Genomic DNA, 25,455 nt, shown 5'->3' on the forward strand with positions numbered 1-25,455 from the left:
CTATCGGGCAAGAGCGCAAAAGGACAGAGGGGACGGAACCCGCACGCGATCCCATGGATTTGGCCTGCAAACTTGCTTACGGGGGTGGAATGACCGGACCTAAGACGCACCGCATCGAGGATGGCTTTTTCCTGAGCGTCGTCGTGCTGGTGTCGATCGCCTTCGCCGCGGTGCTGGAGCCTTTCTTCGCCGCGGTGCTATGGGGCGTGATCGTCGCCATCCTGTTCTGGCCGGTGAACCAGCGGCTGCTCAAGGCGATGCCGACGCATCGCAACAGCGCGGCCTTGATCAGCCTGACCCTCATCATCGCGATCGTGATCGTGCCCGCGATCCTCCTGACCTTCGCGCTGGTGCAGGAGGCGGCGCATTTCTATGGCCTGATCCAGTCGGGCCAGATCAATTTCGAGCGGATGTTCGGGCAGATGGTCGCCGCGCTGCCAGATTGGGCGCACAGCATCCTGCGGCGCCTGGGCTTCAGCAATTTCGACGCGGCGCGGATCACCGTGACGCGCGGCCTCACCAGCAGCTTCCGCTCCTTCGCCGGGCAGGCGCTGCTGATCGGGCAGGGGGCGTTCAGCTTCGTCATCGCGCTCGGCGTCATGCTCTACCTCGCCTACTTCCTGCTGCGCGACGGGGATCGGCTGGCGCAGCGCTTCGCCGAGGCTGCACCGCTGCGCCCGCATCAGCGCGAGGCGCTGCTCCAGCGTTTCGTTGTGGTGATCCGCGCGACGGTGAAGGGCAGCATCGTCGTCGCCATCGTGCAGGGGTTGATCGGCGGCGTCGTCTTCTGGCTGCTCGATATCCCCGGCGCGCTGCTGTGGGGCGTGCTGATGGGCGTCTTCTCGCTGCTGCCCGCCGTGGGCGCAGCGATCGTCTGGGGGCCGGTGGCGCTCTATCTCTTCGCCACGGGCGCGATCTGGCAGGGCGCGGTGGTCGTCGGATCGGGCGCGGTCATCATCGGATCGGTGGACAATCTGCTACGGCCGATCCTAGTCGGGCGCGACACGCGGATACCCGATTATGTGGTGCTGATTTCGACGCTGGGCGGCATCGAGCTGTTCGGGTTCAACGGCATCGTCATCGGGCCGGTGATCGCCGCGCTGTTCCTGGCGACGTGGGAGATTTTCACCGAGATGCGCAAGGAAGGTCAGGTCGGGAGCTAAGCGCTCACTCCTCGCCGAACTTGTCCTCGACCAGGGTGACGAGCTTGCCCAGAGAATCGGCCGCTTCCGGGCCGGACGCCTTGATGACGATATGGTCGCCCATCGCGGCGCCCAGCATCATGAGGCCCATGATCGACGTGCCGGTGACGTGATTGCCGTCCTTGCTGACGGTGATGTCGGCGGGCAGGCCGCTTGCCAGCGTGACGAACTTCGCACTGGCGCGGGCGTGGAGGCCGCGCCTGTTGCTGATCCGTACTTCCTGGCTGATTTCATTCATGTGGTGCTGCCCAACAATTCTGATGCGACGCTGATATATTTCTGACCCGCCTCGCGCGCGGCGGCGACGGCGGCGCGCACGTCCATGACCTTGCGCGCGCTTTCCAGGCGGATGAGCATGGGGAGGTTGATACCGGCGATCACCTCTATCTCGCCGGCCTTCAGCAGCGATATGGCGAGGTTGGAGGGCGTGCCGCCGAACAGGTCGGTCAAGAGGATGACGCCCGACCCGTCATTCACGCGGCCCACGGCAGCCGCGATGTCCGCGCGGCGCAATTCCATATCGTCTTCCGGCCCGATGCAGATCGTCGCGATCTGCTGTTGGGGACCCACCACATGTTCCATCGCCACGACGAATTCCGTCGCCAGCGACCCATGGGTGACGAGGACTAGTCCGATCATCTGTTTCTTCGGCCCACCTTTGTCATGATTATGCTTTCGGGCCTCCCGGACGGCGCTTCTCCAGGCTGTCCTGGGGCGCCGATTCAATATTGCGGTGCAGGACCGTGGGCGAAAAGCCGGCGGCTTGCAAGTATTTCGCGACGCGCGTCGCGACGTGGACGGAGCGGTGCTTGCCGCCCGTGCAGCCGAACGCGACGGTGATGTAGGTCTTCCCGCCCTCGGCATAGCGGGGGAGGAGCGTGGCGAGCAAATCCTCGATCTTGCTCACCGTCTCCTCATAGGCGGGGTCTTCGCGGATATAGTCGGCGACGGCCGGATCCAGGCCGGTCAGCGGCCGCAGACGATCGTCCCAATGCGGGTTGCGCAGGAAGCGCATGTCGAACATCAGATCCGCATTGCGGGGGACGCCCCGCGAATAGCCGAAGGACAGGATGGTGAGGACCGGTTCCGACAGGCCTTCGCGCGAGAAGCGGTTGCGGATTTCCTGTTGCAGCGCGTTGGTGGTGAGGCCGGTGGTGTCGATCACCTGGCTTGCCCAGCGGCGTAGCGGCTCGGTCAGTTCGCGTTCGCGGGCGATGCCGTCGGCAGCGGGCCGGTCGAGCCCAAGCGGGTGACGGCGGCGCGTCTCCGCAAAGCGGCGCTCCAGCTCCGCGCCCGAACAGTCGAGGAACAGCGTTTCAATGTCATGGCCGTGCCGTTCGCGCAGCGCCTTGATCCGCTGGACGATCGCTTCGGCGTCGAAGCCGCGGGTGCGCGCGTCGATGCCGAGCGCGAGCGGGCGCTCGTCCTGCGCGTCATGGCCGGCGGGAAGGGGCGTGTCGAGCAGTCGGTCGAGCAGGAGCAGCGGCAGGTTGTCGACCACTTCCCACCCCATATCCTCCAGCGTCTTGAGCGCGGTCGTCTTGCCCGCGCCCGACAGGCCGGACAGGAGGAGGATCGTCTTGGGCTGGCTCATACCGGCCCTGCGCCGTTCAGCCCGAGCGACTTGAGCGCGAGTTCGACCTTGATCGCGGCGGAGATTTCGAACGGGGCGACCCGCGCGATGGGCACGTCGATTCCGGCCAGCGTCCTGCGCCGCATGTCGAGCGGCATACGATCGATCGTGTCGAACAGGTCGACGAGCAGGGCCACGGGCGCTTCACTGGCGGCGGGCAGATCGACGATGCCTATCCCCCGCACCTCCATCTTGCCCGCGATCGTCGCGGGCGCGGTGGCGATCAGGGTGCCGTCGACACGCTTCACCAGCGTATAGTCGTCGCTGACCAGCAGGGCGCCGCGGTCTATCAGGCGCAGCGCGAGGTCGGACTTGCCGCTGCCGCTCGGCCCCGTCAGGAGCACGGCGCGGCCGCCGATGGCGACGCTGGTCGCGTGAAGCGTTTCGGATGAAAGTGCGCGTGCCATGCCCTGGCCAGTTCTAGCCGCTCCCCCCGCGGAATGGAATGCCGATCAGGGCGGAGGCAGTCCTATTCCGACACGATGCCGGGATCGCGCGCCACTGCCATGGGCAGGCGGACGACGAAGCGGGCGCCGTGCCGCGCGTCTTCACGGTCACCGATAGCGATGCGACCCTGATGCCCCTCCACTATCGAACGGGCGATGGCGAGGCCAAGGCCGGAATGCTTGCCGAAGGCTTCCCCTTCCGGGCGTACGCTGTGGAACCGGCGGAAGATGTGTTCGCGCTCGGACTCCGGGACGCCCGGCCCTTCATCCTCGACCGCGACGAGCACCTGGTCGTCGGCGACCGTGGCGATGATCTGGACCAGCCCGCCATCGGGCGAGAAGGACACAGCATTGTCGATGAGGTTGTCGAGCACGCGGATGAGGCGGCCTTCCTCCCCCAGCACCACCGCGACATCCTTGCGCGGGCGGGCGAAGGCGAGCCGGACCCCGCGCGGCACCCCACGCGCCTCTCGGGCGATGACCATGCGTTCGATCAGCAAGCCAAGGTCGATCGGCTCGAACCGGGTGCGCGACAGCTCCGCGTCAACGCGGGATGCTTCGGCGATGTCGGTGACGAGCCGGTCGAGCCGCATCACATCGTCCTGCGCGATCGCCATGAGCTGCGCGCGCAGATCGGGCCGGTCGACCCGATCCAGCGAGTCCAGGGCGGATCGGAGCGAGGCGATGGGGTTCTTGAGTTCATGGCTGACATCGGCGGCGAAGGCATCGGTCGCGTCGATCCGCTGGCGCAGCGCGTGGCTCATGTCGGACAGGGCGCGGGCGAGCATTCCGATCTCGTCCCGCCGTTCGGGCAGGCGCGGGACGGTCACCTCCCGCGCGCGGCCCAGGCGCACCCGGACGGCAGCGCGGGCGAGGCGCTGGAGCGGCTGGACGATGGTGCGGGCAAGGAACAGGGAGAGGAGGATCGAGGCAAGCACGGCGACGGCCAGCACCATGCCCAGGCGCAACCGCTCGGCCCGTACCGTGCGGGTGATATCGCGCGCATTTTCTGTCGCGAGCAGCAGTGTGCCGTCGCGCAGCGGCACTGCCGCCGAGATCATGAAGGTGCGGTCGGGCGCATAGCGGTTCATCGCCTGCGGCTTGCCCGTCTTGCGTGCGAGCATCAGTTCCGGCCATGCCTGCGCCCGGTCGATCGCGGGTTCCTCGAAGTCGGGCGGACGGTCGGCCGACACCACCTTGTCCACGACCTTGTCGAGGAAGCGGGCGACATGGCGTTGCCATTCCTCCTGCGCGGGCGAGCGCAAATGATAGAGAGGGCCTCCGAGGACGAAACTGTCCGCCACCAGCCGTCCGTCGGGCGCATAGCGCCGCACCCGGTCCCCGGTTTCGCTGGCATAATCGGAAATAAGCGGTGCGCTGCGGTTGGCCGGGGCATTTTCAAGGCCGATTGCGAGCAGGTTGAGCTCCCGCGCGGACTGGTCGAGCCGGGCATCGACGATGCGCGTCCGGTAGCTGTCGAGATAGAAGAATCCGCCGGCGAGCAGCGCCAGCGCAAAGACGTTCACCGCCAGGATGCGCGGCGTCAGGCTCATCCGGCCCGACCAGCGCACCGCAAGCGGCGCGTCGTTATTCCTCCGAGAATCGGTAGCCGGCGCCATAGAGCGTGTCGATTGCGTTGAATTCAGGGTCCACCTCGCGAAACTTGCGGCGCAGTCGCTTGATGTGGCTGTCGATCGTGCGGTCGTCGACATAGACGTCGTCCTGATAGGCGGCGTCCATCAACTGGTTGCGGTTCTTGACCACGCCGGGCCGCTGGGCCAGCGTCTCCAGGATCAGGAATTCCGTTACCGTGAGCGTCACGTCGCGCCCGTCCCACTTCACCCGGTGGCGGGCCGGATCCATTTCCAGCCGGCCCCGCTGGATCGGATCCGCCACCGGCTCGTCGGGCGTTTCGGGCGCGGCGCGCATTTCGGACCGGCGCAGGATCGCGCGGATGCGGGCGATGAGCAGGCGCTGCGAGAAGGGCTTGGCGATATAGTCGTCCGCCCCCATGGCAAGGCCCAGCGCCTCGTCCAGTTCGTCCGCCTTCGATGTCAGGAAGATGACGGGCATCTGGCTCTTTTCGCGCAGGCGACGCAGCAGTTCGAGGCCATCCATGCGCGGCATCTTGATGTCGAAGACGGCAAGGTCCGCCGGATTGTCGATCAGCGCCTTCAGGGCGCCTTCGGCATCGGAATAGATGCGGGTCAGAAAACCCTCCGACTGGAGCGCGATCGACACCGAGGTCAGGATATTCTTGTCGTCGTCCACCAGGGCGATGGTTGCGGTCATGCGGCTTCCCGAAGGGCGGATAAATGTGTCGGTCCAGCGTTAGACGAGGACAGGCGGTGCCGCAAGGACGCCGCTGAACAGCGAATCCTTAACCTGAGTGCACTAATTCGGTACGATCCGATCAATGCGCGCATTTGACGCTGTGCGTACAACCCCCTATGCCTTAAGTCGTCTGCGTAGAATGACGCTGCGACACAGCGCACAAAGCGGAACGGACGCGGTCGTCATCGACCGTGGCCGACAACCATATATCAGGAGCAAAGGCGTGCAGGCCGTATCCTCTATCACCCTGGCCGACCAGGGCATTTCCACCCATGCCACCCAGCATTGGAATCTCGGCACCGCGGCGCTCGTGGAAGCGGCGACCCGCAACGGCGAGGGCAAGCTGTCGAAGGACGGTCCGCTGGTCGTCAAGACCGGCAAGCACACCGGCCGCAGCGCAAAGGACAAGTTCATCGTCCGCGACGCAGAGACCGAAAGCACCGTGTGGTGGGGCAACACCAACGTCCCCATGACGCCGGAGCATTTCGCCGCGCTGAAGGAAGACTTCTTCAAGGCGCTGGGCGAGAAGGGCACACTCTATGTCGCCGATCTGTTCGGTGGGTCGCAGCCCGAACATCGCGTCAACGTGCGCGTCATCAACGAATTCGCCTGGCACAACCTGTTCATCCGCACCCTGCTGGTCCGCCCGACCGCCGATGAGCTGCCCGGTTTCGCGCCCGAATATACGATCATCGACCTGCCGAGCTTCCGCGCCGACCCGGCGCGCCACGGCAGCCGCACGGAGACGGTGATCGCGGTCAACTTCACCGAGAAGCTGATCCTGATCGGCGGCACCGCCTATGCCGGCGAGATGAAGAAGTCGGTGTTCGGCATCCTCAACTACCTCCTCCCGGTGAAGGGCGTGATGCCGATGCACTGTTCGGCCAATATCGGCCCGGACGGCGACACGGCGGTTTTCTTCGGCCTTAGCGGCACCGGCAAGACGACCCTGTCGGCCGACGCCAGCCGCACGCTGATCGGCGATGACGAACATGGCTGGTCGGACACGGCGGTCTTCAATTTCGAGGGCGGCTGCTACGCCAAGATGATCAACCTGTCGGCCGAGGCCGAGCCGGAGATCTTCGCCACCACCAAGCGGTTTGGCACGGTGCTGGAAAATGTCGTGATGGACGAGGAAAGCCGCGCCATCGACCTGGACGACAACAGCCTCGCTGAAAACAGCCGCGGTTCCTACCCGATCGATTTCATCCCGAACACGTCGGAGAAGAATCTGGGCCCGGTGCCCAAGAACATCATCTTCCTGACCGCCGACGCCTATGGCGTGCTGCCGCCGATCGCGCGGCTGACGCCCGAGCAGGCCATGTATCACTTCCTGTCCGGCTACACCGCGCGCGTCGCGGGGACGGAGATCGGCGTGACGGAGCCGACCGCCACCTTCTCGACCTGCTTCGGCGCGCCGTTCATGCCGCGCCACCCCAGCGTCTACGGCAATCTGCTGAAGGAGCGGATCAACAAGGGCGGCGTCACCTGCTGGCTGGTCAACACCGGCTGGGCGGGCGGCAAGGCGACGATGCCGGGCATCAAGCGCATGCCGATCAAGGTGACGCGCGCGCTGCTGAACGCCGCGCTCGACGGCAGCCTGAACAGCGCCGAATTCCGCACCGATCCGAACTTCGGTTTCGAAGTGCCGGTGGCGGTGAACGGCGTCGATTCGACCATCCTCGATCCGCGCGCCATGTGGGCGGACAAGGCCGCCTATGACGCGACGGCGGCGACGCTGGTCAAGGCGTTCGTCGACAATTTCGCCCAGTTCGAGGATCATGTGGACGACGGCGTCCGCAGCGCGGCGCTGGTCGCCGCCGCCTGATCCGGCCGACAGGACAAGCAAAGGGGCCGGGGGAGCGATCCTTCCGGCCTTTTGCTTTGGGGCGAGCGGACTGCTATCCTCCGGCGCAGAATATGATGGAGTGACGGGCATGTTCGACGATCTGATCGGGAAGCTGGGGGGGCTTGAAGCAGTGGCGGCGCAGGTCGGGCTTGAGCCTGCGCAGATGCAGGCGCTGATGAGCGAGATTGCGGCAAAGATCGGATCGGGGGAGACGAGCGTTGCAGCGCTGGCCGAAGTGGCGGCCGAGCATGGCGTGTCGGCGGACGCGCTCCAGGGGCTGCTCGGCAACCTCACCGGACCGGAGGGGTTGCTGGGCCAGATCGGCGGCATGTTCGACCGGGACGGCGACGGCAATCCCCTCAACGAACTGGGCGGCATCGCCAAGGGGCTGTTCGGCTGAGGCGGGGCGGCGGTTTAGCGACCCCAAGTTTTTTTGGCCTTGCCTTGGCGGCGCGGACGGGCCAATTCGCGGACATCATCATTATTGCGAACGATCCGCAACTGGTCGCGGGACAAGCGGCCGGCCAAGTGCAAGGACAGACCTGTTGACCGACGTGACGACCGACAAGCCGGCATTGGAACCGACCGGCGCGCTTTCCGTGGAGACCGTGCTGTCGGTCAAGCATTGGAACGAGCATCTTTTCAGCTTCCGCATCACCCGGCCCGCCAGCTTCCGCTTCCGCTCGGGCGAGTTCGTGATGATCGGCCTGCCCGGCGACAATGGCAAGCCGCTGCTGCGCGCCTACTCGGTGGCAAGCCCGAGCTGGGACGAGGAGATCGAGTTCCTGTCGATCAAGGTGCAGGACGGGCCGCTGACTTCGAAGCTCCAGTTGATCCAGCCGGGCGACCAGATTTACCTCGGCCGCAAGCCGACCGGCACGCTCGTCACCGACGCGCTGCTGCCGGGCAAGCGGCTCATCATGCTGTCGACCGGCACGGGCCTTGCGCCCTTCCTCAGCCTGTCGCGCGACCCCGATGTCTATGAATTTTACGAGCAGGTGGTGATCGTCCATTCGGTGCGCCGGGTGAGCGATTTGGCGTTCCGCGAGGAGCTGGAAGGCAAGTGGGCGGAAGACCCGCTGGTGTCGGAACAGGCGCCCGCGCAGTTCCACTATGTGCCGACCGTGACCCGCGAACCGTTCGAGGGCAACACGCAGCGCATCGACAAGCTGGTCGAGAGCGGCGCCCTATTCGAGGGCATTCCGGGCGCGGCGAAGTTCGACCCTGAGACCGACCGGATCATGATGTGCGGCAGCATGGAGATGATCAAGCAGTTCGCGGCCTTCTTCGAGAGCGAAGGCTTCACCGAAGGCAGCAACGCCGCGCCGGGGCAGTTCGTTATCGAGCGGGCGTTCGTCGGTTAAGGCCTGACGACGCGGAGATAGGGAAGGCCGGGGGAGCATGTCCCCCGGTCTTTTTGTTCCCCCTCCCGCGAGGGGAAGGAGAGCAGTCAGTCCATCAGCTGCCTACACCCACGCGTCCGTATTGCCCGTCAGAACGGTCATTGGCGTGTATCAGGCGGACGCCGGTGCTGCCCGCGGTATCCGACGATTGGGTCCAAGAGCGAGATAGGGAAGCAGCCGCAGGCGGTTGGCGACCAGGTAGATCGTCACCGGCACCATGGTCGTGATCGCCAGCACTGCGATGAACAGCAGCAGCCAGTGATCCATGCCGGCCTTTATCATGGCGGACCGCGATACGGCGGCAACCATGGGGTTCATCAGATAGATGACCAGCGATCCCTGAGCGACGAGCGCGGCGCATCGGCCTCCCAAGCTTGTGGGCGCGGGCAGCGAGAGGCTCAGCGTGATGGCGGCGTAGATCCCCAGCGCCGGTTCCACGATCGTCTGGGCCACACCGGCCAGCAGCGGCAAGCGGGGCATCAGGAATGCTAGGTCGATATACCGGACGCAGATGAAAGCGATCGCCGCGACGGCGAAGCGAATGGTGGCCGCCCGCAGGCTGGGAGCTTTGAGCAAGTCGATATTGTAATGACGGGCGAACCACAGGCCGCCGATGAAATAGGTCAGCCCGCGCGTCAGCGACGACCACAGTCCCTTGGGCATGAGGTCTACGCGGGTGAGATAGTAGAAGGCCAGGCTCGCGACGAAGACGGCAAGGATCACATAGCCCTTGCGATCGTCCAGCCTGCCGACGAGGCGAGCCACGATCAGGGCGTAGATGAACCAGAAATGGTCGATCGGCGCCCAAAGAATCGCCAGGAGGTCCGACCCCGTCACTGGATTGGCCGTGCTTCCGGGCATCATCATCTTTCCAACGCCCTGAACGAAGCTCCATGCCAAATAGGGGATCGCCAGTCCCACCACCAGATTGCGCCAGAAGTCGGATTTGCCCTGCTCGAAGACAAGATGGAACAGGATGCCGGATACGAAGAAGAAGACCGGCATCCGGACGGTAGACAGGGCGCGATTGACTTCCATGATGGCAGCCGGAACGGGGACGCCGCTGTCGTTGATCGACAGCAGGACATGATAGATCACCACCAGCATGATACAGGTCGCGCGAATATAGTCGAACGCATGGATGCGCGACTTCTGCATGTCATTTCCCCCGTGTCGGTCCGCTCAGGAACCGGGACGGTTATCCAGCCATGACCGCGTAAGTCAATCGCGCACCGCGCCTGTTGCGACCGGACTGTCCCGATTGCCGTGGTGCCTAGCCCATCCTCCCCTTCACCCACGCATCCACATTCGCCGCCAGCACCGTCATCGGTACGCCGCCTCCCTTCACCACGGTGTCGTTGAACAGGCGGAAGTCGAATTTGCTGCCGAGGGCCTGTTGCGCTCGCGCCCGCAGGCGGACGATTTCGCCGTGGCCGACCTTGTAGCCGCAGGCCTGACCCGGCCAGGCGCAGTAGCGGTCGACCTCGCCCTGCACGTCCTCGACCGTTGAGCCGTTGGTGGTGGCGAACCAGTGGATCGCCTGGTCGCGGGTCCAGCGTTTCGCATGGAGGCCGGTATCGACGACGAGGCGGCAGCAGCGATAGGCGATGGACTGGAGATAGCCGAGCCGTCCCGCGACATCGCCGTCATAGGCCCCGAGTTCATCGCCCAGTTGTTCGGCATAGAGCGCCCAGCCTTCCGAATAGGCGTTGAAGGCGAGGAGAGAGCGGATGAGCGGCAGTTTGTAGGTATATTCGCCCTGCCAGATATGGCCGGGGATGCCCTCATGATAGCAGAGCGTCGGCAGCGAGTAGCGGGGCCAGATGCTGGTATCGCGCAGGTTGGTATAATAGTTGCCGGGGACTGAGCCGTCGATCGTGCCCGCGCCGGCATAAGCGCCGGGCGCGCCGGCTTCGATCTCCACCGGCACGCGCTTGACGATCAGTTTGGCGGGCACCAGCGTCGCGAAGGCGCGGGGCAGGCGGGCGCGGATGTCGGTGAGGCGGCCGTCGATATAGGAGAGGATCTGCGCGCGGCCCTTGTCGTCATTGGCGAAGAGGTAGCGCGGGTCTTTCCCCATGGCGGTCATGCGTTCGCCCACGGTGCCCTTCGTCAGCCCAAGGCTTTTGAGCAGGCCGTCCATCTGGCCCTGGAGCGCGGCGAGCTGGTCGAGGCCGAGCCGGTGCACCTCGTCCGGGGACATGCGGGTGGTGGTGCCGGCCTGGAGCGCCCAGGCGTAATAGTCTTCGCCCTGAGGCAATTTCCAGACGCCCGCATCCATGGTCGCGGTGGCGCGCTGGCGCTGGAGTTCCGCCACCTGCGCGGCAAGTGCAGGCGCAACCTTGTCTTTCACGATGGCGGCGGCCTTCGCGGCGTAATCGCCGGGCATGTCCTTCGTGCGGCGGGCGATGGAAGCGACGGGCACCCATTGATCGATCGGCTGCGCCTGCACGGCCGTCATCTGCTTCAATGTCTTGTCGAGCAGGAAGGCCGGGGCGACGACGCCGATGCCCGCGTCATGCTTCAGCCGTTGGGTTTCGCCGGCGAGATTGGCGGCATAGGCGGACAGGCGGGCAAGATAGGCGTCGGCGTCGGCGCTGGTCTTGATCGCATGGTTGCTGTCGAGGAAGTCGGGCGTTTCGACGAAGCTGCCGGTATTCTGCGCCACCGCATAGGGGCTGTTGCGGTAGGACCAGTTGCTGTTCATCGTCGCCATGTCGCCGAAGGGGAAGGCGAAGCCTTGTTCGGCAAGCTCGTGCGCGGCCAGGACGACGTCGACATCGTTGCGCACCCCGGCAGAGAGCGCGTTGCGATCGACGGCGCGCAGCCGGGCGAGGCGGTCCTTCACATGGGCGGCGATCTGAGCCTGGCCGGCGGGGCTCTTGTCGCCCAGCCGTCCCTTGAGCGCGGCGCGCGCGCCGGTGTCGATGCCAAGGCCGCTGGCGGTTTCGGGCGCGTCGGCCAGCATCGCTTCGGCCATGTCGGCCAGCATCGCTTCCGCCCTGGCATCGGGCGTGTCGGTGGCGGCGGCCAGCCGGCTGGGGAGGGCGGAAAGGGCGAAGGCGGAAGAGCCGGCGATCAGGAAGTCGCGGCGATTGGTCGGCATGGGAAGGGGCGCTCCGTAGGAATTCTTCCCCTTAACTTCGCATATTTCCCGTAGAATTCGACATAGAATTTCCTACCCGCGACAGATCGTTACGTCGCCGGCCGAGGAGGGTCTTCTCCAATGGCCCCGGCGAGCTGCGGGCCGAGCATCGCCCATTCCTCCGGCGAGAAGGGGCCGGCATCGAGCAGGCGGCGCATGATGTCGCGCAGGCCGATGCGCTGGCGATGGGGCATGGCGGCGCGGTGCCCGCTGCGTTCTGCATCCAGCGAGCGCATCGCGGCATAGAGCAGGCGCAGGTCGGTATCGATCCGCACGCCGACCTGTCGCCCGCGCCGCATGATCGGCCGTTCGCGCCGGCCCTTTGCCAGGGCCACCGCCTTGGCGCGGCTTTCGTCGAGGCCCATTTCCAGCGCCCAGTCCCAGGCGGCGGCGAAACTGTCGGCCCCCGCCCTTTGCCGCAGATGATAGGCGGAACGCGGCGAGCAGCCGACGCTGCGCGCCGCATGGGCGACGACGCCGCAGCGGGCGAGCATGGCGATGAAGGCGCGCTGCGCCGCTTCGGTCCAGCCGCGGGCGCGGCGCTGGTGCGGGACGGGGGAGAAGTGGAGCGGGTCGGTCTGGGTCATGGGGGCAGGCTATCGCAGGCGACGGGCGATAGGACAGGCGGGGAATCGAAAGCACTTTCCCTCCGCGGCGGGTCCGCTAGAGGGGGGCGAGCCAAGGAGAGACGATATGCTGTTGCGCCATGCCCGATCGCTGCTGTTCCTGCCCGCGTCCAATGCGCGCGCCGTCGCCAAGGTGCGGACGCTCCCGTGCGACATGGTGATATTGGACCTGGAGGATTCGGTGCCGGACGACGCCAAGGAGGCGGCGCTGGACGGTGCGGTCGCGGCGCTGGCCGAAGGGTTCGGCGGCCGGCTGGCGGCGGTGCGCATCAATGTGGAGGGCACGCGCTGGCATGGGGCCGAGATGGTGGCGCTGAAAGGCACGGCGGCGGATTATGTAGTGCTGCCGAAGGTGGAGCATCCAAAGCAGGTGCGCGACGTGTTCAGCGTGGCACAGAAGCCGGTGATCGCCATGGTCGAAAGCGCGAAGGGCGTGCTGAATGCCCCCGCCATCGCGGCGGGCGAGGGATGCGCGGGGCTGTTCATGGGCGTCAACGATCTGCGCAAGGATCTGGGCATCCCGCCATCCGCCGACCGGACCGGCCTGTCCCACGCGATGCAGGCGGTGGTCCTTGCGGCGCGAGCGGCGGGCATCGCCGTGTTCGACGGGGTGTTCAACCGGCTGGACGACGAGATCGGGCTGGAGGCGGAATGCGCGGAGGGGCATAGGCTGGGCTTCGACGGCAAGACGCTGATCCACCCCGGACAGGTGCCCGTCGCCAACCAGGTCTTCGGCCCGGATGTGCAGGCGGTGGCGGACGCGCGGCGGCTGGTCGAGGCGGCGACCGGCGGGGCGGAGCGGTTCGAGGGCCGGATGATCGAAACGATGCATGTCGAGGAAGCCCACGCGCTGATCGCGCGGGCGGAGGCTGTTTCGTCGCGATAGGATGGTTGACCGCTATCTCTGGTCCGCGCTTCTCCCAAGTCGTCTTTAGGGAACGGACCGCGTCGCGAGGCATTGGCACCGCGACAGGGAGAGTGTGGATGAATTTCGAACGCAGGATGACGCTGCTGGCCCGGATCGGCTTTGCGGCGAGGGGACTCGTCTATATCCTGATCGGCTGGTTCGCCCTGGATGTCGCAATCCATGGCGGGCAGCCGATGGACAATCAGGGTGCGCTCGGCACGTTGGCGAGCGCGCCGCTTGGCCATGCGCTGCTGGCCGTGTGCGCCGCGGGGTTCCTGGGCTATGCGATCTGGCGGTTGACCGAAGCGGCGACGGATCCCGAAAACCGCAGCCGCGATTTCAAGGGGCGGTTCGAGCGGGTGGGCTATGCCGTGAGCGGTCTCACCCATCTTGTGCTGACGGTGGCGGCGGGGCGGATCGCTTTGCGGCAGGCGAGCGCGCAGGGCGGAAGCCCCGGCGACCAGAAGGCGGAAAGCTGGTCGGGATGGCTGATGCAGCAGCCGGGCGGTCCTGCCTTGCTGACTTTGGTGGGCGTCGGCTTCTTAGCGGTGGCGGCGGCGCAGGCGATCAAGGCCTATAAGGCGCGGTTCGATGAGCTGGATAGCCGTGCCCCGGCGCCGCACTATGTCCGGTGGATCGGCCGGTGCGGCTATGCCGCGCGCGCGATCATCTTCGCCATCATCGGCTGGTTCCTGACCGATGCCGCGATGAACCAGGATGCGGACCGGGCCGGCGGGCTGGGCGAGGCGCTCCGGCAGTTGCGCGCCCAGCCGGAAGGCGGCGTGGTGATGGCGACGGTCGCGGTCGGGCTGCTGCTGTTCGGGCTCTTCAGCCTGATCGAGGCGCGCTATCGCCGCATCAGCGTCGAGAAGCCCAGCCTGTTCCGATAAGGGGCGGGCTGCCGATCAGGCCCGGTGACGGGCGGTCAGCAGATAGTTGATCGCCTTGTTTTCCGAGAGGGTGAAGCCGCGCGCCGGATCGAAGGAGAGGCCGCTGCTGTCGATCACTTCGAGACCGGCCGCTTCGAGCAGGGCGGTGAGTTCGTCGGGCGTCAGGAACTTGCCCCAGTCGTGCGTCCCCTTGGGTATGCCGCCGATGCTTTCGCCGATGGTGATCATGGCGAGGCGGGAGAGCGGCGTGCGGTTGGGCGTTGAGAGGATCAGCAGGCCGTCGGGCGCGAGCGTCGCGGCGAGGGCGGCGACGAAGGCCGCGGGGTCGGCCACATGCTCGATCACTTCCATCGAGGTGACGAGATCAAAGGTGCCTTCGCTGAGCTGCTCGACCGGCGTGGCGCGATAGTCGATGGCGAGGCCCTGCCGCTGCGCATGGTCCTGCGCCGCTGCGATATTTTCGGGCGCGGCGTCGAGGCCGGTGACGTGCGCGCCGAGGCGGGCGAGCGGTTCTGCGAGCAGGCCCGCGCCGCAGCCGACGTCAAGCGCGCGCTTTCCCTCCAACGGGCGGAATTGCTGCTCGCGCCCCGGCCAATGGCGGTCGATCGCGGCGCGGATATAGGCTAGGCGCACCGGGTTCAGCTTGTGCAGCATCGCGCTCGACCCGGCGGGGTTCCACCAGTCGGCGGCCATCTCCCCGAAATGCGCGGCTTCCTTGGGGTCGATGGTGGCGGTGGGCTGGGTCATGACGCCCTTTATAGCGGTTGCATCGGCCCTGCCTAGCTTCCGCCGGCCTTGTCCTCCGCGTCCAGTTGCCGGTGCAGGTCGCGCGTCGCCTGCTCGGTGTGGGCGATGTCGCCCGGGCTGCTCTTGCGCTTGTTGCTGACGATCACGAAGATCAGCACCAGCCCGAGCAGGATCGGGCCGCCGATGATGACGAAACCCCAAAAGCCTGTTTCCATGCTATCCTCCTATGCCATGGAGAAGGGAAAGATCGGCGCGGCGCGATGTTCCCGATGGCGCGCCGCAAGGGGACGGCGATTGCTTGCCATATTTGCCGCGGCTGCTAATAGGAGCGCCGTTTTTGCCCCTCCGGGACATTTTCTTTCACGCAACTAGGGTGGTTCGACAAGCAAATGGCGCGCATCGTGATGAAATTCGGCGGCACCTCCATGGCGGGGATGGAGCGAATTCGCAACGTGGCCGCGCGCGTCAAGCATGTCGTGGAGCAAGGGCACGAGGTCGCCGTGGTCGTGTCCGCCATGGCGGGCGAGACGGACCGGCTGGTCGGCTTCTGCAAGGAAGCATCCCCCCTCTACGACCCGGCGGAATATGATGTCGTCGTCGCCAGCGGCGAGCAGGTGACGAGCGGCCTCCTCGCCATGACGCTCAAGGCCATGGGCGTGGAGGCGCGCAGCTGGCTGGGCTGGCAATTGCCGATCCGCACGATCGAGGCCCATGCCAAGGCGCGCATCTCCACGATCGAGACCGACGCGCTGGTCGCCGCGATGCAGTCGGGCCAGGTCGCCGTCATCCCCGGTTTCCAGGGCATGATGGACGATGGGCGCGTATCGACGCTGGGCCGGGGCGGGTCCGACACGTCGGCGGTCGCGGTGGCGGCGGCGGTGAAGGCCGACCGATGCGACATCTACACCGATGTCGACGGCGTCTATACCACCGACCCGCGCATCGTGGCGCGCGCCCGCAAGCTGGACCTCGTCACCTATGAGGAAATGCTGGAACTGGCGTCGGTCGGCGCCAAGGTGCTTCAGACCCGCTCGGTCGGCCTCGCCATGAAGGAAGGCGTGGTCGTGCAGGTGCTTTCTTCCTTCGACGATCCCACCCAGGACGACCTCCCCGGCACGCTGATCGTGAGCGACGAGGAACTGGACGCCAAGCTCAAGGAAACCAAGATGGAACGGCAACTCATCACCGGCATCGCCCATGACAAGAATGAGGCGAAGATCATCGTCACCCGCGTGCCCGACAAGCCGGGCGCCGTCGCCAGCATCTTCGGCCCGCTGGCGGACGCGGCGATCAACGTGGACATGATCATCCAGAACGACAGCAAGGAGAAGGAAGAGACCGACGTCACCTTCACCGTGCCGCGCGCCGACCTCGCCCGCAGCGTCGACATATTGGAAGCGAACAAGGACAAGATCGGCTTCCGCCGCATCATCACCGACGTCGAAGTCGCGAAGATCAGCGTCGTGGGCGTGGGGATGCGCAGCCACGCGGGCGTCGCCGCCACCATGTTCAAGACGCTGGCCGAACGCGGCATCAACATCGAGGCGATCTCCACCAGCGAGATCAAGGTCAGCGTGCTGATCGACGAGGACGAGACGGAACTGGCGGTGCGCGTGCTGCATACCGCCTATGGCCTCGACGCGCCTGCGGCTTGACATATATCCTCCCCTCCCTTTCAAGGGAGGGGCCGGGGGTGGGTGGCGAGCGTAGCGAGCCTCCTGCATCATCGCACGGGCTGCCGCGCCGCTGCGCGTCGCACCCACCCCAACCCCTCCCTGAAAGGGAGGGGCTTTTGATTCTTGAAGGCTGACACCATGACCCACCCCAAGCTCGCTTCCCTCATGGCCCGTGGCGCTGAATTTCTGGGCTGCGATACGGCGATCCTGTGCGGGGCGATGAGCTGGGTCAGCGAGCGCAACCTGGTCGCCGCGATATCCAACGCCGGCGGGTTCGGCGTGATCGCGTGCGGGGCGATGACGCCCGACCTGCTGGACAGGGAGATCGCGGCGACGAAGGCGCTGACGGACCGGCCCTTCGGCGTCAACCTCATCACCATGCATCCGCAGCTGTTCGACCTGATCGAGGTGTGCGCGAAACATGATGTGGGCCATGTCGTGCTGGCCGGCGGTCTGCCGCCGAAGGGCAGCATCGAGGCGATCAAGGAAAAGGGCGCGAAGCTGATCTGCTTCGCGCCGGCGCTCAGTCTGGCGAAGAAGCTGGTGCGGTCGGGCGTAGACGCGCTGGTGGTGGAAGGCATGGAAGCGGGCGGCCATATCGGCCCGGTGTCGACCAGCGTGCTGGCGCAGGAAATCCTGCCCGACATGGCGAGCCAGCTTCCGGTCTTCGTCGCGGGCGGCATCGGCCGGGGCGAGGCGATCGCCGCCTATCTGGAAATGGGCGCGGCGGGCGTGCAGCTGGGCACCCGCTTTGCCTGTGCGACCGAGAGCATCGCGCACCCCAATTTCAAGAAGGCATTCTTCCGGGCGTCGGCGCGCGACGCCATCGCCAGCGTGCAGATCGACCCGCGCCTGCCGGTGATCCCGGTGCGCGCGCTCAAGAATGCGGGAACCGAGAGCTTCACCGCCAAGCAGCGCGAAGTCGCCAACCTGCTGGACAGCGGCGCCATCGAGATGATGGAGGCGCAGTTGCAGATCGAACATTATTGGGCAGGCGCGCTGCGCCGCGCGGTAATCGACGGCGATGTCGAGGGCGGGTCGCTGATGGCCGGCCAGTCGGTCGGCATGGTGACGAAGGAAGAGCCCGTCGCGGCGATCATCGCGCAGCTTCTGGACGAGGCGGAAGCGGCGCTGGCGCGGCGAGCCGCCTGAAGGCTTGCGACGAACCGAGCGGCAAGGTTATTTCCTCCGGCACGATTGCCCGGCATGACGGGCCGTCCCCCTTCGGAGAAGTTGATGTCCGCAACACGCCGTTTTCTCGGGCGAATTTCCCTGGTGTCCCTGGCGGCGATCGCGGCCTGTACCACCCCGCCGCCACCGCCTCCGCCGCCGACACCCCCGCCGCCGGTGGTGCCGACCATCCGCCCGATGCCGCCGGACAATGCGGTCGAGGGAATGAGCATTCCGGAGAAGGACGCGGACGGCAAATATCAGACCGCCAATCGCGGCGTCACGTCGAACACGGCGCTATGGCATGTGCGCATGGCGTTGAACGTCGCGGCGCTCAACTGCGACAAATATGGATCGACCGCGCGGCTTCAATATAATCAGATCCTGTCGGTGCATCGGGACATATTGGACAGTGCCAATGACGCGGTGGACCGCAACTATACCGTCGCCTATGGCCGGTCGGCGGTAGGGACACGCGAACGGTTGAACACCGTCGTCTATAATTTCTTCGCGCTGCCGCCGGTGATCAAGCATTTCTGCCCGGTCGCGGTGACGGTTGGCGCCAAGGTGCTTTCGACGCCATCGTCCCAGCTTCTGCTGAACGCGCCGCAATGGCTGGCGGAGCTGGAAAAGCCGTTTCAGGAATTTTACGCCGCCTATGCGGACTATCTGCGCCGCCTGGCCGAATGGCAGTCGCGCTTCGGCGGGACGGTGACGTTGCGGCTGTCGCCCACGCCGCTGCCGCCGCCGCCGGTGCCGCCGGGCGAAGCGCCGGCCGGGTGGAAGCCGGGGATGCCGACGCCGAGCAGCATGACGAGCGGCGCGCCCGCCAACGTCCCGCCAGCCAATGTGCCGCCCACTGGCGTTCCGGCCCCGGCTGCGCCCGTGCCCCCACCGCCTGTCGGTTCGGGTGCGACGGTGCAGGGTGTTCCGGGCGGTGCTCCTGCGCCTTCCGCTCCGGCCGCTCCTTCACCCTCCGTTCCGACTGCCCCCACGCCGGCCAATCCGGCGCCGACGACGCCGGGCACGGTGCCATTCGGACCGCCGCCCGTCAGCCGCACCCTGCCGGACAACAGCGCGCCCAAGCTGGTGGTGCAGCCAGTACCGGCGGACAGCGAATAAGCGGGCGGATCAGTCGCGCGCGTCGAAGGCGGTGCGCGCGGCTTCCACCTGCTCCAGGTGGCGTTCGGCCCACATCCACACCCCGCAAAACGCGGCGCTGAGGCTGTTGCCGAGCGGGGTCAGCGCATAATCGACGCGCGGCGGCACGACCGGATGGACCGTGCGGGTCAGCAGCCCGTCCCGCTCCATCTGGCGCAACGTCTGCGTCAGCATCTTCTGGCTGATGCCGTCCACCGCCCGGCCGATTTCGGTGAAGCGCAGCGTGCCGCGCTCCTCCAGCTCCTCCAGCACCAGCAGCGTCCATTTGTCCGCGACCCGGCCGATCAGGTCGTTAACGAGTCGCTCGATCCGCGGATCACTGGCGTCTCCGGGATGATCCAGATAGGCGTTCGCCTGATTTATTTTGCCGGCACTGAAAAGATTTTTGACGGATTTCTGCATTGGTCACTTTCCAGTGCCTATGGCACTTTGCGGTGCCTTCTTCCGAAAAGAGAGCGTAACGCTAGATAGGCGGGGAAGCCAGAAGAAAGGAGCTTTCCCATGCAGAATTCAGGCAACACCATCCTAGTCACCGGCGGCGGATCTGGCATCGGCGCTGCGCTGGCGCATGAATTCCATGCGGCCGGCAATCAGGTCATCATCGCAGGGCGGCGGCAGGCCGCGCTGGATGCCATGGCGGCCGACCATCCCGGCATGGCGACGATGACGCTGGACATGACGGACGCGGGCGACATCACGGCGTTCGCGGACAGGATCGTCGAGCAGTTTCCGGCGCTCAACGCCGTGCTGCTGAACGCGGGGATCATGGTGGCCGAGCAGGGCATCGACTTGGACGTCGCGGAGGCGACCGTCGCGACGAACCTGCTGGGGCCGATCCGCCTGGCCCATGCCCTGCTGCCGCAACTGGAGGCGCAGGCGAATGCGACGATCCTGACGGTATCGTCCGGGCTGGCCTTCGTCCCGCTCGCGGCGACGCCGACTTACAGCGCGACCAAGGCGGCGATCCACAGCTGGTCGCTGTCGATGCGCGCGCAGCTCAAGGGCCGGGTCGATGTGATCGAGATCGTGCCGCCGGGCGTGCAGACCGACCTGATGCCAGGCCATGCTGAAAATCCCGACATGATGAAGCTGGACGATTATATCGCCGAGACGATGGCGCTGCTGCGGCAGCAGCCAACGCCGGCGGAAATCCATGTCGAGCGGGTCAAGTTCCTGAGCGAGGCCACCAAGCGCGGCGATTTCAATCAGGTCTTCGCGGCGCTCAATCAGCAGCACTGACCGTCGACGGCGCCTTCGGGGGCAGGGGGAAGAGCCGGGCGAAGCGTTCGGCCAAGTCCCTGTCCCCTTCGACCGTCAGTACGCCCTTGAGATCGTCGAGCGACGCGCCGCCGTAGAGCAAGGCCGCCAGCGCGTTCTGGTCGCCGGCGAAAAGCAGGTCCGTGCCGGCCGCTTCCCCGCGATCCATGTGGAAGTCGCCATCTCGGACCGTGGCGCGAAATTCCTCCTCGCCGAAGCGGAAGCCGATGGTCGCGTCCATATCCCCGATGCGGTCGCGCGCGATCATGGTGCGCATCGACAGCACGACCGACGCCTGGCTCATCGGCTTGCCCGGCTCCATCGTCGGGGACCGGCAGGCCCAGCGACCCAGCACCTGAAACAGGATTTCCGACTCACGGCCCCAGGGCGTCAACTCGTAGATGCGGCTGGCGGCGGGGGGCGGCAGGCGGCGGCGGACCAGGACGCTCGCCGCCTCCAACTCCTCCAGCCGCTGCGTCAGTACATTGGCGCTGATTCCGGGCAGGCCGGCGCGCAGGTCGGTGAAGCGCTTTGGCCCCAGCATCAATTCGCGCATGATGGGCATGGCCCAGCGGTCGCCGATGATGTCGAGCGCGTGAGCGACGGCGCAGCCGTCCTGATAGGCGCGTTTGCGGGTCTGGGTCACTATTAGTTATCTTTTCTAACTTAACTGTTGCTTTAAATAATCTGAAGGCCCACAAAGTTCAAGCGGTGAGTCGGGCAAGGGACGCGCGACCACAGCAGCCATTCGAAGGGAGAGATCGAATGTCGAACCAGACGCCAAAGATGATGTTCGTCAATGTGCCGGTGCGCGACCTGCCGGCCTCCATCGCCTTCTATGAAGCGGTGGGCGCGGTGCGGAACGATGATTTCGCGGACGACAGCGCGCAGATGGTCAGCTTTTCCGACACGATCCACGCGATGCTGCTGACGCGCGAGCGCTTTGCGACCTTTACCGAGCGGCCGATCGCCGATGCGCGAGAGGTCGTGCAGCTGGGCCTGTGCCTGACGGAGGACAGTCGCGAGGCGGTGGATGCGGTGATGGCGCGCGCGCTGGCGGCGGGCGGCACGGAGCCCAATCCGGTGCAGGATCATGGCTATATGTACGGACGCGGCTTTGCCGATCCGGACGGGCATATGTGGGATTTCTGCTGGATGGACGTGGCGGCGGCGACCGAGGCGAACCGGGCCGCGACGGCCGCCGCCTGACAAGAGGAGAGGCGCAATGGCCTATATGGACGGATTCGTGATCCCGGTGCCTGCGGGCAACAAGGATCGGTACAGGGAACTGGCGGCCTATGCCGCGCCGATCTTCATCGAGCATGGCGCGACCCGCGTGGTCGAATGCTGGGCCAACGACCTCAAGCCGGGCAAGGTCAACGACTTCCGCACCGCGGTGATCGCGGAAGAGGGTGAGGAGGTCGTCTTTTCCTGGATCGAATGGCCCGACAAGGAGACGCGCGACGCCGGTTCGGCGAAGGTGATGGCCGATCCCCGGATGCAGCCCAAGGAGGGCGAGGACATGCCCTTCGTGGGCGCGCGGCTGATCTATGGCGGTTTCGAGGTGCTGGTCGACGCCAGCGCCTGACAGGAAGGGAGAGCAGCGATGGCCGATATGACAGGCAAATTCTTCTGGTACGAACTGATGACCAGCGATCCGCAGGCGGCGCTCGCTTTCTATGGCGATGTGCTTGGCTGGACGTCGCAGCCCTTCGGCGGGGAGGGGATGGACGACCCCTATCATGTCGTGTCCGGCAGCGCGGGCGCGATGGGCGGAGTGATGGCGATCCCGGCGGAGGCGAAGGATTGCGGCATGTCCCCCTGGTGGGGCGGCTATGTCGGATCGGCGGACGTGGACGCCGACGCGGCGCGGCTGAGCGCGGCGGGCGGCAAGGTGATGCGCGATCCCGAGGATATTCCGGGCGTGGGGCGCTTTGCCGTGATGAGCGATCCGGGCGGCGCGGTCTTCATGCTGCTGAAGGGCAGCAGCCCGGACGGGATGGAGCCGGCTCCGCCAATGGCGCAGGGGCATGTCGGCTGGCATGAACTCTATAGCGGCGATTTCGACCGCGACCTGGCTTTCTATACCGGACAGCTTGGCTGGACGACCGGCGACGCGATGGACATGGGAGAAATGGGTTCCTACCAGCTCGTGTCCCAGACCGGCGGCACCGATTTCCAGAGCATGACCGGCGGCATCATGCCCCGGCCCAGGGAAGTGCCGGTGCCTGTTTGGCTGTTCTACTTCGTGGTGCGCGACATCGACGAAGCAGTCGCCAAGGTGCAGGCGGGCGGCGGCCAGGTGCTGAACGGACCGATGGAGGTGCCGGGCGGCGGATGGATCATCCAGGCGACCGATCCGCAGGGTGCGATGTTCGCGCTGGTCGGTGGAAGGAGCGCGGCATGACCGACAGGATCGTGCCCTGCCTCTGGTTCGACGGACAGGCGGAGGAAGCGGCGCGCTTTTACGTGTCGGTGTTCGGCGGGTCGGTGGACCATGTCAGTTACTATCCGCAAGATAATCCGACGCCTGCGCCCGTGCCGGAGGATAGGGTGCTGCTGGTCGAATTCACGCTGGGCAGCCAGAGCTATCAGGCGCTGAACGGCGGGCCCGACTTCAGCTTCAACGAAGCGGTGTCGCTGTCCGTCGCCTGCGAGGATCAGGCCGAACTGGACCGCTATTTCGACGCGCTGACCGCCGATGGCGGGTCGCCGGGGCCGTGCGGATGGGTGAAGGACAGATATGGCCTGTCCTGGCAGCTGGTGACGCGCGGGATTCTGGCCAATTACCGGACCGGCGACCGGGCGGGCATCGCGCGGATGATGAAAGTCATGATGACGATGCAGAAGCTGGATAGCGCCGCCATGCAGGCGGCGTTCGAGGGAGAGAGCGTATGAGCGACGAAATCCATGAACTGTCGGTAAGCTGCCTCATCGCCGCGCCGCCCGAAATCTGCTGGAAGGTGTGGACGGACCTAAAAGATCAATGGTTCTGCCCCAAACCCTGGCGGGCCGAGGTGATCGAGGAGGATATGCGACCGGGCGGCCGCAGCGCGGTGCAGATGTTCGGCCCCGACGGCGAGGAGACCGGCCCGATGGAGGGCGTGTTCCTGGAGGTGCTGCCGGGCCGCCGGGTGGTGACGACCGACGCCTTCCGCGCGGGCTGGATACCGCAGACGCCTTTTCTGACCGCGATCTGGGACTTTGCGGCGCAGGAGGACGGCACCCGCTTCACAGCGACCGCGCGGCACTGGGACGCGGAGGGCAAGTCACGGCACCAGGAGATGGGCTTCGAGGCCGGCTGGGGAGAGATGATGGCGCAGTTCAAGGCGCTGTGCGAGACGTCCGCGGCGATCGCCTGAGGGCGCGGACGGAGCGGGTGGAGGCTTCCGCCGCCCCTCCGCCCGCAGGCGCAACAAAATGCGCGCGGGGGTCTGGCCGTTCGCTGCGCAAGTGGTTACATGGGCCGCCACAAATCCCCCGGACATGCCAGCGCGATCGGTGCGTCCCCCAGAAGAAAGTGGCCCTTTTCCATGGACATCCGCCTTGGCCTCACCTTTGACGACGTGCTGTTGCAGCCCGGCGAATCCGATGTGCTGCCCAGCCAGGCGGACACGTCCACCCATGTGACGCGCCAGATCAAGCTCAACATCCCGATCCTGTCGTCCGCCATGGACACGGTGACCGAAGCGGACATGGCGATCGTGATGGCACAGCTGGGCGGCATCGGCGTGCTGCACAGGAACCTGACGGTCGAGGAGCAGGCCGACGCGGTACGCGCGGTCAAGCGGTTCGAAAGCGGCATGGTGGTCAACCCCATCACCATCCTGCCCACCGCCACGCTGGCCGACGCGCAAATGCTGATGCAGCGGCACAAGATCAGCGGCATTCCGGTGGTGGAACAGTCGGGCAAGCTGGTCGGCATCCTGACGCATCGTGATACCCGCTTCGCCGAAAACCCCGGCCAGCCCGTCAGCGAGCTGATGACGAAGGACAATCTGGCCACGGTGAAGACGGGCGTTGGGCAGGAGGAGGCGCGGCGCTTGCTGCACCAGCGGCGGATCGAAAAGCTGCTGGTGGTGGACGACGCCTATCATTGCGTTGGCCTCATCACCGTCAAGGATATCGAGAAGGCCGTGACCTACCCGCAGGCGACCAAGGACGATGCGGGCCGGCTGCGCGTCGCTGCCGCGACGACGGTGGGCGAAAAGGGGCTGGAGCGCAGCAAGGCGTTGATCGACGCGGAATGCGACCTGATCGTCATCGATACCGCGCATGGTCACAGCAAGCAGGTGGCGGTCGCGGTGGAGGCGGTGAAAAAACTGTCTAACCATGTGCAGGTGGTGGCGGGCAATGTCGCCACCGCCGAAGCGACCAAGGCGCTGATCGGCGCGGGCGCGGACTGCGTGAAGGTGGGGATCGGGCCGGGGTCCATCTGCACCACGCGCGTGGTCGCGGGTGTGGGCGTGCCGCAGCTGACCGCCGTCATGGATTCGGCCGAGGAAGCGGCAAAGCAGGGCGTCCCGGTGATCGCGGATGGCGGGCTCCGCACTAGCGGCGACGTCGCGAAGGCGCTGGCGGCTGGCGCGGGTTGCGTGATGGTGGGATCGCTGCTCGCCGGGACGGCCGAAGCGCCGGGCGAAACGTTCCTCTATCAGGGTCGCGCCTACAAGAGCTATCGCGGCATGGGCAGCGTCGGCGCGATGGCGCGCGGCAGCGCCGACCGTTATTTCCAGGCAGACATCAAGGACCAGATGAAGCTGGTGCCCGAGGGGATCGAGGGACAGGTGCCGTTCAAGGGACCGGCCAAGGACGTCATCCACCAGCTGGTCGGCGGGGTGAAGGCGGCGATGGGCTATACCGGCAGCAAGACGATCAAGGATTTGCAGGAGCGGGCGCGCTTCGTTCAGATCACCAATGCGGGCCTGTCGGAAAGCCATGTCCATGACGTCACCATCACGCGGGAAGCGCCCAATTATCCGACGCGCTGATCTAATATTATTCCCCTC

29 protein-coding genes are annotated in these 25,455 nt (G+C 66.2%); 16 read left to right on the forward strand and 13 right to left on the reverse strand.

Annotation, left to right across the window (positions count from 1 at the left end; translation table 11 throughout):
- Positions 1 to 89: 89 nt before the first annotated feature.
- Positions 90 to 1,163, forward strand: coding sequence for an AI-2E family transporter (locus ACFQ24_RS17685; RefSeq protein ID WP_380913616.1), 1,074 nt, complete (start codon positions 90 to 92; stop codon positions 1,161 to 1,163).
- A 4-nt stretch (positions 1,164 to 1,167) separates the two neighbouring features.
- Here ACFQ24_RS17685 and ACFQ24_RS17690 read toward each other — a convergent pair whose 3' ends face one another.
- From ACFQ24_RS17690 to ACFQ24_RS17715, 6 genes are all read right to left on the reverse strand, one after another.
- Positions 1,168 to 1,440, reverse strand: coding sequence for an HPr family phosphocarrier protein (locus ACFQ24_RS17690; protein WP_380913618.1), 273 nt, complete (start codon positions 1,438 to 1,440; stop codon positions 1,168 to 1,170).
- Entirely contained in the window at positions 1,437 to 1,841 is a 405-nt protein-coding gene (locus ACFQ24_RS17695; RefSeq protein WP_066765728.1) for a PTS sugar transporter subunit IIA, read from the reverse strand. The genes ACFQ24_RS17690 and ACFQ24_RS17695 overlap by 4 nt, the downstream gene beginning before the upstream one ends.
- 28 nt (positions 1,842 to 1,869) lie before the next feature.
- Complete coding sequence (gene rapZ / locus ACFQ24_RS17700; protein ID WP_380913620.1) at positions 1,870 to 2,796, reverse strand: RNase adapter RapZ; 927 nt, start codon at positions 2,794 to 2,796, stop codon at positions 1,870 to 1,872.
- Positions 2,793 to 3,242: an HPr kinase/phosphorylase gene (locus ACFQ24_RS17705; protein WP_380913622.1), complete on the reverse strand. Its 450-nt coding sequence runs from the start codon at positions 3,240 to 3,242 to the stop codon at positions 2,793 to 2,795. The genes rapZ and ACFQ24_RS17705 overlap by 4 nt, the downstream gene beginning before the upstream one ends.
- 62 nt (positions 3,243 to 3,304) lie before the next feature.
- A complete protein-coding gene (locus ACFQ24_RS17710; protein WP_380913624.1) occupies positions 3,305 to 4,900 on the reverse strand; it encodes a sensor histidine kinase in 1,596 nt (531 codons plus the stop codon).
- Positions 4,869 to 5,573, reverse strand: coding sequence for a response regulator (locus ACFQ24_RS17715; protein WP_380913626.1), 705 nt, complete (start codon positions 5,571 to 5,573; stop codon positions 4,869 to 4,871). Before ACFQ24_RS17715 ends, ACFQ24_RS17710 begins: the two co-directional genes overlap by 32 nt.
- A gap of 265 nt (positions 5,574 to 5,838) precedes the next feature.
- On the opposite strand from ACFQ24_RS17715, the gene ACFQ24_RS17720 reads away from it, so the two are divergent.
- From ACFQ24_RS17720 to ACFQ24_RS17730, 3 genes are all read left to right on the forward strand, one after another.
- The gene (locus ACFQ24_RS17720; RefSeq protein WP_380913628.1) at positions 5,839 to 7,443 is read left to right on the forward strand and encodes a phosphoenolpyruvate carboxykinase; all 1,605 of its coding nucleotides are present in this window, start codon (positions 5,839 to 5,841) and stop codon (positions 7,441 to 7,443) included.
- A 109-nt stretch (positions 7,444 to 7,552) separates the two neighbouring features.
- Positions 7,553 to 7,864 (forward strand): hypothetical protein, encoded by a 312-nt coding sequence (locus ACFQ24_RS17725; protein WP_380913630.1) that lies wholly within the window; start codon positions 7,553 to 7,555, stop codon positions 7,862 to 7,864.
- A 145-nt stretch (positions 7,865 to 8,009) separates the two neighbouring features.
- Positions 8,010 to 8,828 carry a ferredoxin--NADP reductase gene (locus tag ACFQ24_RS17730; protein WP_380913632.1) on the forward strand — a complete coding sequence of 273 codons (819 nt, stop codon included), beginning with the start codon at positions 8,010 to 8,012 and terminating at the stop codon, positions 8,826 to 8,828.
- Positions 8,829 to 8,978: 150 nt separating this feature from the next.
- Here ACFQ24_RS17730 and ACFQ24_RS17735 read toward each other — a convergent pair whose 3' ends face one another.
- The 3 genes from ACFQ24_RS17735 to ACFQ24_RS17745 form a co-directional block, all read right to left on the reverse strand.
- Positions 8,979 to 10,025 carry an acyltransferase family protein gene (locus ACFQ24_RS17735; RefSeq protein WP_380913634.1) on the reverse strand — a complete coding sequence of 349 codons (1,047 nt, stop codon included), beginning with the start codon at positions 10,023 to 10,025 and terminating at the stop codon, positions 8,979 to 8,981.
- A gap of 115 nt (positions 10,026 to 10,140) precedes the next feature.
- Positions 10,141 to 11,973 carry a DUF885 domain-containing protein gene (locus tag ACFQ24_RS17740; RefSeq protein WP_380913636.1) on the reverse strand — a complete coding sequence of 611 codons (1,833 nt, stop codon included), beginning with the start codon at positions 11,971 to 11,973 and terminating at the stop codon, positions 10,141 to 10,143.
- Between the two features lie 89 nt (positions 11,974 to 12,062).
- The gene (locus ACFQ24_RS17745) at positions 12,063 to 12,599 is read right to left on the reverse strand and encodes a hypothetical protein (RefSeq protein ID WP_380913638.1); all 537 of its coding nucleotides are present in this window, start codon (positions 12,597 to 12,599) and stop codon (positions 12,063 to 12,065) included.
- Positions 12,600 to 12,705: 106 nt separating this feature from the next.
- Here ACFQ24_RS17745 and ACFQ24_RS17750 point away from each other — a divergent pair, with 106 nt between their 5' ends.
- Together ACFQ24_RS17750 and ACFQ24_RS17755 are read left to right on the forward strand one after the other, a co-directional pair.
- Positions 12,706 to 13,524 carry an HpcH/HpaI aldolase/citrate lyase family protein gene (locus ACFQ24_RS17750; RefSeq protein ID WP_380913640.1) on the forward strand — a complete coding sequence of 273 codons (819 nt, stop codon included), beginning with the start codon at positions 12,706 to 12,708 and terminating at the stop codon, positions 13,522 to 13,524.
- Between the two features lie 98 nt (positions 13,525 to 13,622).
- Positions 13,623 to 14,435 carry a DUF1206 domain-containing protein gene (locus tag ACFQ24_RS17755; RefSeq protein ID WP_380913642.1) on the forward strand — a complete coding sequence of 271 codons (813 nt, stop codon included), beginning with the start codon at positions 13,623 to 13,625 and terminating at the stop codon, positions 14,433 to 14,435.
- 15 nt (positions 14,436 to 14,450) lie between these two features.
- Here ACFQ24_RS17755 and ubiG read toward each other — a convergent pair whose 3' ends face one another.
- Both ubiG and ACFQ24_RS17765 read right to left on the reverse strand, forming a co-directional pair.
- Positions 14,451 to 15,182, reverse strand: coding sequence for a bifunctional 2-polyprenyl-6-hydroxyphenol methylase/3-demethylubiquinol 3-O-methyltransferase UbiG (ubiG, locus tag ACFQ24_RS17760; protein ID WP_380913644.1), 732 nt, complete (start codon positions 15,180 to 15,182; stop codon positions 14,451 to 14,453).
- 32 nt (positions 15,183 to 15,214) lie between these two features.
- A complete protein-coding gene (locus ACFQ24_RS17765) occupies positions 15,215 to 15,397 on the reverse strand; it encodes a hypothetical protein (RefSeq protein WP_380913646.1) in 183 nt (60 codons plus the stop codon).
- 174 nt (positions 15,398 to 15,571) lie between these two features.
- Between ACFQ24_RS17765 and ACFQ24_RS17770 the strand changes: the two genes are divergently transcribed.
- From ACFQ24_RS17770 to ACFQ24_RS17780, 3 genes are all read left to right on the forward strand, one after another.
- On the forward strand, positions 15,572 to 16,837 hold the full coding sequence (locus tag ACFQ24_RS17770) for an aspartate kinase (RefSeq protein ID WP_380913648.1): 1,266 nt from the start codon (positions 15,572 to 15,574) through the stop codon (positions 16,835 to 16,837).
- Positions 16,838 to 16,996: 159 nt separating this feature from the next.
- The gene (locus ACFQ24_RS17775; protein ID WP_380913650.1) at positions 16,997 to 18,010 is read left to right on the forward strand and encodes an NAD(P)H-dependent flavin oxidoreductase; all 1,014 of its coding nucleotides are present in this window, start codon (positions 16,997 to 16,999) and stop codon (positions 18,008 to 18,010) included.
- A gap of 84 nt (positions 18,011 to 18,094) precedes the next feature.
- Complete coding sequence (locus tag ACFQ24_RS17780) at positions 18,095 to 19,150, forward strand: hypothetical protein (RefSeq protein WP_380913652.1); 1,056 nt, start codon at positions 18,095 to 18,097, stop codon at positions 19,148 to 19,150.
- A 9-nt stretch (positions 19,151 to 19,159) separates the two neighbouring features.
- On the opposite strand, the gene ACFQ24_RS17785 is transcribed toward ACFQ24_RS17780, so the two are convergent.
- The gene (locus tag ACFQ24_RS17785) at positions 19,160 to 19,591 is read right to left on the reverse strand and encodes a winged helix-turn-helix transcriptional regulator (protein ID WP_380913654.1); all 432 of its coding nucleotides are present in this window, start codon (positions 19,589 to 19,591) and stop codon (positions 19,160 to 19,162) included.
- A gap of 99 nt (positions 19,592 to 19,690) precedes the next feature.
- Here ACFQ24_RS17785 and ACFQ24_RS17790 point away from each other — a divergent pair, with 99 nt between their 5' ends.
- On the forward strand, positions 19,691 to 20,428 hold the full coding sequence (locus tag ACFQ24_RS17790; protein ID WP_380913656.1) for an SDR family oxidoreductase: 738 nt from the start codon (positions 19,691 to 19,693) through the stop codon (positions 20,426 to 20,428).
- Here ACFQ24_RS17790 and ACFQ24_RS17795 read toward each other — a convergent pair.
- Positions 20,412 to 21,092, reverse strand: coding sequence for a winged helix-turn-helix transcriptional regulator (locus ACFQ24_RS17795; protein ID WP_380913658.1), 681 nt, complete (start codon positions 21,090 to 21,092; stop codon positions 20,412 to 20,414). The two genes, ACFQ24_RS17790 and ACFQ24_RS17795, sit on opposite strands and share 17 nt — an antisense overlap.
- Before the next feature lie 119 nt (positions 21,093 to 21,211).
- On the opposite strand from ACFQ24_RS17795, the gene ACFQ24_RS17800 reads away from it, so the two are divergent.
- The 6 genes from ACFQ24_RS17800 (at position 21,212) to guaB (ending at position 25,437) form a co-directional block, all read left to right on the forward strand.
- Positions 21,212 to 21,655 (forward strand): VOC family protein, encoded by a 444-nt coding sequence (locus tag ACFQ24_RS17800; RefSeq protein ID WP_380913660.1) that lies wholly within the window; start codon positions 21,212 to 21,214, stop codon positions 21,653 to 21,655.
- A gap of 16 nt (positions 21,656 to 21,671) precedes the next feature.
- Entirely contained in the window at positions 21,672 to 22,034 is a 363-nt protein-coding gene (locus tag ACFQ24_RS17805; protein ID WP_380913662.1) for a DUF1428 domain-containing protein, read from the forward strand.
- Between the two features lie 18 nt (positions 22,035 to 22,052).
- The gene (locus tag ACFQ24_RS17810) at positions 22,053 to 22,853 is read left to right on the forward strand and encodes a VOC family protein (protein ID WP_380913664.1); all 801 of its coding nucleotides are present in this window, start codon (positions 22,053 to 22,055) and stop codon (positions 22,851 to 22,853) included.
- Positions 22,850 to 23,344 (forward strand): VOC family protein, encoded by a 495-nt coding sequence (locus tag ACFQ24_RS17815; protein ID WP_380913666.1) that lies wholly within the window; start codon positions 22,850 to 22,852, stop codon positions 23,342 to 23,344. The genes ACFQ24_RS17810 and ACFQ24_RS17815 overlap by 4 nt, the downstream gene beginning before the upstream one ends.
- A complete protein-coding gene (locus ACFQ24_RS17820; protein ID WP_380913667.1) occupies positions 23,341 to 23,808 on the forward strand; it encodes an SRPBCC domain-containing protein in 468 nt (155 codons plus the stop codon). The genes ACFQ24_RS17815 and ACFQ24_RS17820 overlap by 4 nt, the downstream gene beginning before the upstream one ends.
- 171 nt (positions 23,809 to 23,979) lie before the next feature.
- On the forward strand, positions 23,980 to 25,437 hold the full coding sequence (guaB, locus tag ACFQ24_RS17825) for an IMP dehydrogenase (RefSeq protein ID WP_380913669.1): 1,458 nt from the start codon (positions 23,980 to 23,982) through the stop codon (positions 25,435 to 25,437).
- The last annotated feature ends 18 nt before the right edge of the window (positions 25,438 to 25,455 follow it).

The sequence above is a fragment of the Sphingobium olei genome (genome assembly GCF_042678845.1).
Classification (GTDB): domain Bacteria; phylum Pseudomonadota; class Alphaproteobacteria; order Sphingomonadales; family Sphingomonadaceae; genus Sphingobium; species Sphingobium olei.